This window comes from Candidatus Villigracilis saccharophilus, assembly GCF_016711665.1.
Map to the genome: position 1 here is coordinate 24,799 of NZ_JADJSO010000056.1, position 6,383 is coordinate 31,181.

Here is a 6,383-nt window from a genome sequence, read left to right on the forward strand (position 1 = left end):
TCATTCTTCACCTGCATTTTTTACTTCCTTCTTCAATTATGGAGCGGCAGTTGGGGTGACTGTTATTCCAGATTGATCATCCAATTGACCGCTGCGCCCATGAGGTCCGCCTAAGCCAAATCCGCGGGGACCATCAAGGAAACCTTTATCCAGACCTTCGAGCAGCCAGTCGGCTTTTTCCTGAGAGATCGTGCCGTCAGCAACACCAGCTTCGATCTGCGCACGCATCTCGTCAGCATGGACTGCATTGATGGCATCTTTTACATCTTGGATGTCCACTTTGGCAGTGGTGGCTAAATCTTCAAGTGTCTTGCCAGATGTCAGCGCGGTGGACAATTCAGTGGAGGTCATGCCGAGGACTTTGGCAGCAGCTTCCAGTTCAGGTTGACCGAGCCCGCGTTCTCCGCCGTGGCCGTGTCCACCGCCGCCGCGCTGCATCATCGCCGTGTCGCCCTGCGCATACGCGGTCTTAACATTGTAAGCGCCGAACAAAACCGCAACTGCCAGTAAACCACCGATCAGGATTGAAATTTTCTTTTTCATTTTTTATACCTCTTTTTTAATTTGATTGGTTGGAGCGCCTCCAACCTTCTGCAATGATAGAGCAGCGATGTAATCAGGTTGTGACCAGCTTATAGAGAAATTGTGTGGATGAAAATATGGATTTCCTAAACAACAGTTGACAGGCATGGCGCCTGTCAACTGTTGTTTGTTTACTTCATTAACACTAAGGTCTTAATTATCTCTTCGGAAGCACAAGGATTAATTTGTAGGCCTGACCTACACTGCCGTCTTTATCCTTGACGGTGATGGTGATGAGGTAAATGCCAGGCTTTGCATAGATATGTGAGCCGTTGACCGTCTTGCCGCTGATGGCTCCAGCGCTGATAGTACCATCGCCCCATTTCCATGTCGCGGTGAAGGTATCGTTGATACCAACATCTTTGAATGTGGCGTATGTATTTAGCTTTACTCCAACACGAACAGAGCTGTTGAACGTCAGTGAGGTGATAACTGGCGGCACATTCTTGACAGTGACCGTTGAGCTATCCTCACTGCTTAAGCCTCTAGCGTCAGTCACACGGACGCGAACAGTGAAAATGCTGTTATCGATGGCGGTGAATTTTGGTCTTGTTCTAACGCATCGTCGAATAGACCGTCGTTATCAGATCCCACTCATAACGTATGATGTTTCCATCCGGGTCAGTGGAGCGGGAAGCATTGAGGGTGATGCTCGTTCCTTCATAGCCTACATAAGGTCCGCCAGCTTCCGCGACAGGCGGATGGTTCAGCGTGACCGTGACTTGGGCCTGGTCACAGCCCGAAGCGCTATCATCGTCGCTGACGCAGACTTCAACAGTGTAATTGCCATTGGCGATATAAGTATGGTTGAGAGGGAAGGTTTTATCCGGGTTGAGTGCGAGGCTCTGAATACCAGTACCATCACCGTAATTGACCGTGGCAGTCCATGCATCCGCGCCGAGGTCAGTAAATGCACCGTTACCCAGGAGTACGCCCAGATTGTTTGCCAGGGCCTCTTGAATATCAACAAGCGGCGTGACATTAATCACGTTGATCTGTGCTGTGTCAGTATCAGACTCGCCATACTGATCAGTAACCTTTAGGCCGACAGTGTACGTGCCATTGTCGGGGAAGGATTTGCTGGTTGTCACACCAACGGCGTCGTCATATTCGCCGTCGTTGTCGAGGTCCCAAGCATAGGTTATTAAATCAGATTCAGGGTCGGAGGATGCGGACGCATCCAGTATAAGGGTGGAACCTTCGTCGGTAACAAGATCAGGCCCGAGGTCCGCTTGAGGTGGCTGGTTCAAGGACCATGCATAACTTGTCCCATCCCCATCCTCGTCGTTCTGATAGATACCGCCAGTTGTATGAGGTTGGATATCCAAAACGGCGTTCTCCCAGCTTAATTCACCGGGTAGGGCAAAATTCACAGACCAGACTTCGCCCGGGGTCACATCTTTTCTGCGGCCTACACAGCCATTATCATCGCAAGCCCACAGAACCACGAACGTGATATTCTGATCCCATGTGCCGGTTATCGTATCTGTAACCATGTCAATCAGCGTGATGTTGCGGTTGACAACGATTAATTGTTTGGTTGTCTCTGCATCGAACGCAGTCACCATCTCACGGGTTGCAGGTCATAAACACTGGACAGATCCAATCTAAACCAAGGCAGAGTATGATCCTGATCGGGGATCCAAGGTCGTGGTGGTCGTGTAATCAGGCTGATCGGGGTTGCCAATTTGAACAGTCAAAACTGAGTCAAGCGGCCAGTCATTCCCCTTCGATAATTTCATCATCAGGGTAAACGGTAATGTTGGGGTTGGGTGCCCGCCAATAGACATTGGTATTGTCACCATCTTCATCATACTCAGAAGTCTCACCCCATGTTTCAGCAAGGACATCATAAGTCATGCCATCCATTGAGATGGAGAAGTCAGCAACCCAGCTTCCATTGCTGTCAGCAGTGACATCCCGCCAGGCAGTGGAGTTGTCTTGTGATGCCCAAACAAAAATTTGGATCGTATGGCTGGATCAGCCACGCCAAACACTTGATCTGTGTCAACATCGACAGATTGGACCGCCAAATTCGTAACCATATGAGTCTTGGTAGTGGTGCTATCTGTCATTGTAATGATATGGCCGGGCCAAGGTGAATAGGTCGATCAGGTTGAACATCACCTCCGTTTGTCCGAAGTATTGCATTTGGGCTGTTGAGATAGCAGTGTAATCTGGCGAAGCCGTCGGGAGGGTCATCAATCGTCATGGTGATGAGCGCGCCGTCTGGCCAGTCGTAACCGCTGACTTGCTCTCTCGAATGGGCGGGCAGATGATGGGATTGTGAACTCTCCATCCGATCACCGTGCCATCGCCGTCTTCGTCCCATTGGGCAGGATCGCCACCTATACCGGGTTTGATATCGAAAGTACCCTGTTCCCCATCCTCCATCGCCTGGAACAGCGAAATTGGCAGACCATTCACCATTTTGGTCAACAGGCTCGTTGCGGTTGACACAACTATTATTGCCACAAATCCAAAGATCCACCGACCCTCCTGTATCGGTTATGCCTGAGACTATGTCTGCATCAATATTTATGTTTGTAATTTGGAAGCCGGTTACTGTGTGTGTTTATGGTGTTCCTTCAGTTACAGTAACAAGATCACCCGGCTTGAGATCATATTTACCACTGAAGTTCAGAGTAAAGCGGGTTTCATTTGGATCCATGAAGGAATGTTGGCAATTGCGGTACCTGTAAAATCAGGATTTATTTGTGGCGTTGCAGGATCATCAATCTCAATTTGTTACGGTTGCGCCTAACGGCCACTGCCAAAGTTCAACACTTTCTTCATTTGGACGAGCACCAAAAGCGGGATTGGGGATGTTCCAACTGATCCAGGTCCGATCGCGGTCTTCATCGCGTTCAGCCACCCAGCCATTGCTATCCGGCTGAATATCGAAGGTATCTGGATCATCATTGCCCGTTCCGGGAACCTGATAGTTTGCCAGCCAGTTGCCAGAGTCATCTGCTGTGACCCCAGCGTATGATACAGCGATCCGGAACATCGCGCAGACTTGAATTTGGACTTCAGGTGTGGCAACTCCTGAAAAGCGTATCAGCATTCAGGTCAAAGTCTGTGATCGCGAGTTGGGAGACTGTAAGAGTTGGTCATGCCGTTTCCACTGGCGGTGATCACATCGCCAGCTTGAATGTCATAGCCTTGCAGGTCGAAATCAGCGACAATGTCGTTGGGGTCATAGGGATTCCAAGGTGCTGGCCCATTATGGCAGTATAGATTTCGCTTGAGCCGCTGATGTTCATTGTGATGAGAGTACCGATCGGCCATTCGCGCGCATGAATCCAATTATCAGCGGGGCCTCGTCTGATGAAGGGATTGGGAATGCTTTGACCGAACATCGTGCTGTCACCATCATCATCGCTTGAGACGAATCCACCCATGTTCCAAGGACAAGATCCAAAGTGTTGTTTTCATCACCTGCGGTCCTGGAATATGCCAATCCGCGATCCATATTCCCGGATCGCTTGCTGTCACATGGCGGTTATAGAATTGAATTATCACAAGCCCAGACATCGACATTGGAACCCGCCCAGAAAACCCTGCTGACTGTATCTGCATCCACATCCATAACATCGAAGGCAAGCGGTTTCACAATATGTTGCTTGCTTATGGTGCCGTCACTGACCGTGACCAGGTATCCCGGGCTTAGTATCATAGATCCCGTTGAGGTTGAAGGACAAATAGTTTCTTGTATCTCCCCCAAGGGTTGGGCCAGTTACTACATCAGAAATTGTGTAATCTGGCAGGGAAGTCTCAGTGCCAGAAGAATAAATATTCACGGTCAGAGTGCTGCCAATGTTCCATTCCCAAGCCTCGATCTGTTCGTTGTTTGCCCGAACATTGAAATAAGGATTGGGGATGCTCCAGGAAACGTTTGTAGAATCTTTCATCGGCGTCGAATTCATACTCACCGGATCCCATGCCGGGGCGAAGATCGAATACCATTCCAGCATCGCCATGACCAATTACAGGGACGGAAAATCGGCGATCCAAATTCCGTTCTCATCCACATTTATATTGCGGCTGGCGCAGCCGGTATTATCACAAACCGTACCAACATGGATCATCGCACCGGGATAACCAGTGCCAGAAACCGTATCTGCATCTACATCAATATTGGTTACGGCAAGATGGGTCACGGTATGTTGTCTGACCGTAGTGCCATCGTTCACTGTAACCAAATGACCAGGCTGAATATCGAAGAGGCCGCCCAATTCGAAGCCATTCCTCCAATCATCAGATTCAATAAATATCTGGGAGGCGGTGTAATCGGGTGACTGCGGTGTTGCAGGGTCATCAATCTCCAGTTCCAAGAGGGCGCCTACGGGCCAATCAAAGCCGAAAACACGATCTTCATTCGGCTGAACAATGATGAAAGGATTGACTGCCTCAGGCACCGTGAAATAATCGCTAATGCAATCTCCATCATTATCACTTTGAGCATTCCAAATGCTTGTGCCTGGAACAATGTCAAAGATTCCTTCCTTTGGAGCGGGGCCTGCGACGGAAAAAATAACTGACCAATGACCGGACGGATCGGCAGATACAAATCTCATTGGTCCGTTCAGCACCGCCAATTTCAACACTTAAGGTACTGTTAGGGCAGCGGTTCCAGACACGATATCTGTGGACGGATCTGCATTTGTTATTTTCAAATCTAATGATGTGATCGTGAAAACCTTTGTGTAGGTCTCGTCACTCATTGTAATGATTTGCCCGACGGCGTATTGGAAATCTCCCATCTCGAAATAAACACAACCCTGATCTGATCCCCACCAACAGGGAGTCGCTTACGCACGCTCGTCAAGTCTGGAGATAACGGTGTGGTGGGGGTCCTCGATGGTCAGTGAATTAAAACTATCTTCCGCCAATTCCGTCCGTTTACAGAATGGGAGTTCTGTGACCCATACCTGGAATGGCTGGGTCATGTTGATGGGATAGCGTCACCGTCGCAGCATCCTGATTTGAGTCAATCAGTCCGCGCTAAAGAAGGCATGTGCCTGCGCCGTATTGGTGATCGAACCAGCATCAATATCGTTTTGTGACAACGTAACTGCCATTACAAGTGATCGATTCTCTCAGCCAGAGCAGACACACCGAAATTTGTCTGTGCACTGCTTGTAATGCGCAGGTCGTCAATTGTAGCCAATGCCCGGATAACCCCAATAGGTTTCAAAAGCGTAGAAAGTGAATTCAAAGCCGGGTATAAATTATCAGGCGAGTGGGAATCCTGCACACCGTTGACATATAAACCTGTTCCACTTTCACCCCACACATAAGCCACGTGTGACCATTGAATATGGAATGGTTGTATTGCCGGGCGGCAATGGGATCAAGGTAGGACCATTAATGGCGCTCCACGAATCGCCATAGAGCTTGCCTTCCGTAGTCGAGCTTAGATGCAAAATGTGACCTCCACCGGGAGGTGTATCAGCATTGCCCAATTAAAGTTCACAAAACCGACACCGTATTGTTTTGGATATACCCAAAGATCAACCGAGCCTGCCTTGCCGATTGGGCCATAAGTGCTGGGGCTATTGATACCAACCCGCACGTTATAGCGCAGCCAGGCGCCGGAGCTGAAGTCAATGGCTTGTCCAAATCCAGCAAGACCATTCACGTAAACAGGCGTACCGTTGGCGTACTGTGCGAGATGACTATTCTCAAAATGATCGAACAGCACAGTATCATTCAAATTGGCTGATGGGCAGACAACGGTTGTCTTATCATCTGTCACTGTGAATGGGCCAGAGAGCGTTCCGCTGCCGGGTATTGGT

Annotated in this window: 14 protein-coding genes; all 14 read right to left on the reverse strand. The window is 49.3% G+C overall.

What is annotated here, in order from left to right; all coding sequences use genetic code 11:
* Positions 1-36 precede the first annotated feature (36 nt).
* Positions 37-543 (reverse strand): hypothetical protein, encoded by a 507-nt coding sequence (locus tag IPL17_RS18270; RefSeq protein WP_345308524.1) that lies wholly within the window; start codon positions 541-543, stop codon positions 37-39.
* A gap of 196 nt (positions 544-739) precedes the next feature.
* Entirely contained in the window at positions 740-1,081 is a 342-nt protein-coding gene (locus IPL17_RS18275) for a PKD domain-containing protein (RefSeq protein ID WP_345308525.1), read from the reverse strand.
* Positions 1,082-1,136: 55 nt separating this feature from the next.
* Positions 1,137-2,150: a PKD domain-containing protein gene (locus IPL17_RS18280; RefSeq protein ID WP_345308526.1), complete on the reverse strand. Its 1,014-nt coding sequence runs from the start codon at positions 2,148-2,150 to the stop codon at positions 1,137-1,139.
* A gap of 151 nt (positions 2,151-2,301) precedes the next feature.
* Complete coding sequence (locus IPL17_RS18285; protein ID WP_345308527.1) at positions 2,302-2,442, reverse strand: hypothetical protein; 141 nt, start codon at positions 2,440-2,442, stop codon at positions 2,302-2,304.
* The gene (locus IPL17_RS18290) at positions 2,439-2,657 is read right to left on the reverse strand and encodes a hypothetical protein (protein ID WP_345308528.1); all 219 of its coding nucleotides are present in this window, start codon (positions 2,655-2,657) and stop codon (positions 2,439-2,441) included. Before IPL17_RS18290 ends, IPL17_RS18285 begins: the two co-directional genes overlap by 4 nt.
* Before the next feature lie 133 nt (positions 2,658-2,790).
* Positions 2,791-3,057, reverse strand: a complete 267-nt coding sequence (locus tag IPL17_RS18295; RefSeq protein WP_345308529.1) for a hypothetical protein — start codon at positions 3,055-3,057, stop codon at positions 2,791-2,793.
* Positions 3,058-3,322: 265 nt separating this feature from the next.
* Entirely contained in the window at positions 3,323-3,649 is a 327-nt protein-coding gene (locus IPL17_RS18300; RefSeq protein ID WP_345308530.1) for a hypothetical protein, read from the reverse strand.
* 5 nt (positions 3,650-3,654) lie between these two features.
* Positions 3,655-3,873 (reverse strand): hypothetical protein, encoded by a 219-nt coding sequence (locus IPL17_RS18305; protein ID WP_345308531.1) that lies wholly within the window; start codon positions 3,871-3,873, stop codon positions 3,655-3,657.
* A gap of 214 nt (positions 3,874-4,087) precedes the next feature.
* Positions 4,088-4,261 carry a hypothetical protein gene (locus IPL17_RS18310; protein ID WP_345308532.1) on the reverse strand — a complete coding sequence of 58 codons (174 nt, stop codon included), beginning with the start codon at positions 4,259-4,261 and terminating at the stop codon, positions 4,088-4,090.
* Between the two features lie 98 nt (positions 4,262-4,359).
* A complete protein-coding gene (locus IPL17_RS18315) occupies positions 4,360-4,599 on the reverse strand; it encodes a hypothetical protein (protein WP_345308533.1) in 240 nt (79 codons plus the stop codon).
* Positions 4,572-5,162, reverse strand: a complete 591-nt coding sequence (locus IPL17_RS18320) for a hypothetical protein (RefSeq protein ID WP_345308534.1) — start codon at positions 5,160-5,162, stop codon at positions 4,572-4,574. The genes IPL17_RS18315 and IPL17_RS18320 overlap by 28 nt, the downstream gene beginning before the upstream one ends.
* A 234-nt stretch (positions 5,163-5,396) precedes the next feature.
* Entirely contained in the window at positions 5,397-5,534 is a 138-nt protein-coding gene (locus IPL17_RS18325) for a hypothetical protein (RefSeq protein WP_345308535.1), read from the reverse strand.
* A gap of 336 nt (positions 5,535-5,870) precedes the next feature.
* Positions 5,871-6,011: a hypothetical protein gene (locus IPL17_RS18330; RefSeq protein ID WP_345308536.1), complete on the reverse strand. Its 141-nt coding sequence runs from the start codon at positions 6,009-6,011 to the stop codon at positions 5,871-5,873.
* Positions 6,002-6,383 (reverse strand): hypothetical protein (locus IPL17_RS18335; RefSeq protein ID WP_345308537.1); only part of this gene is annotated, 382 nt, incomplete at its 5' end. The genes IPL17_RS18335 and IPL17_RS18330, both read right to left, overlap by 10 nt.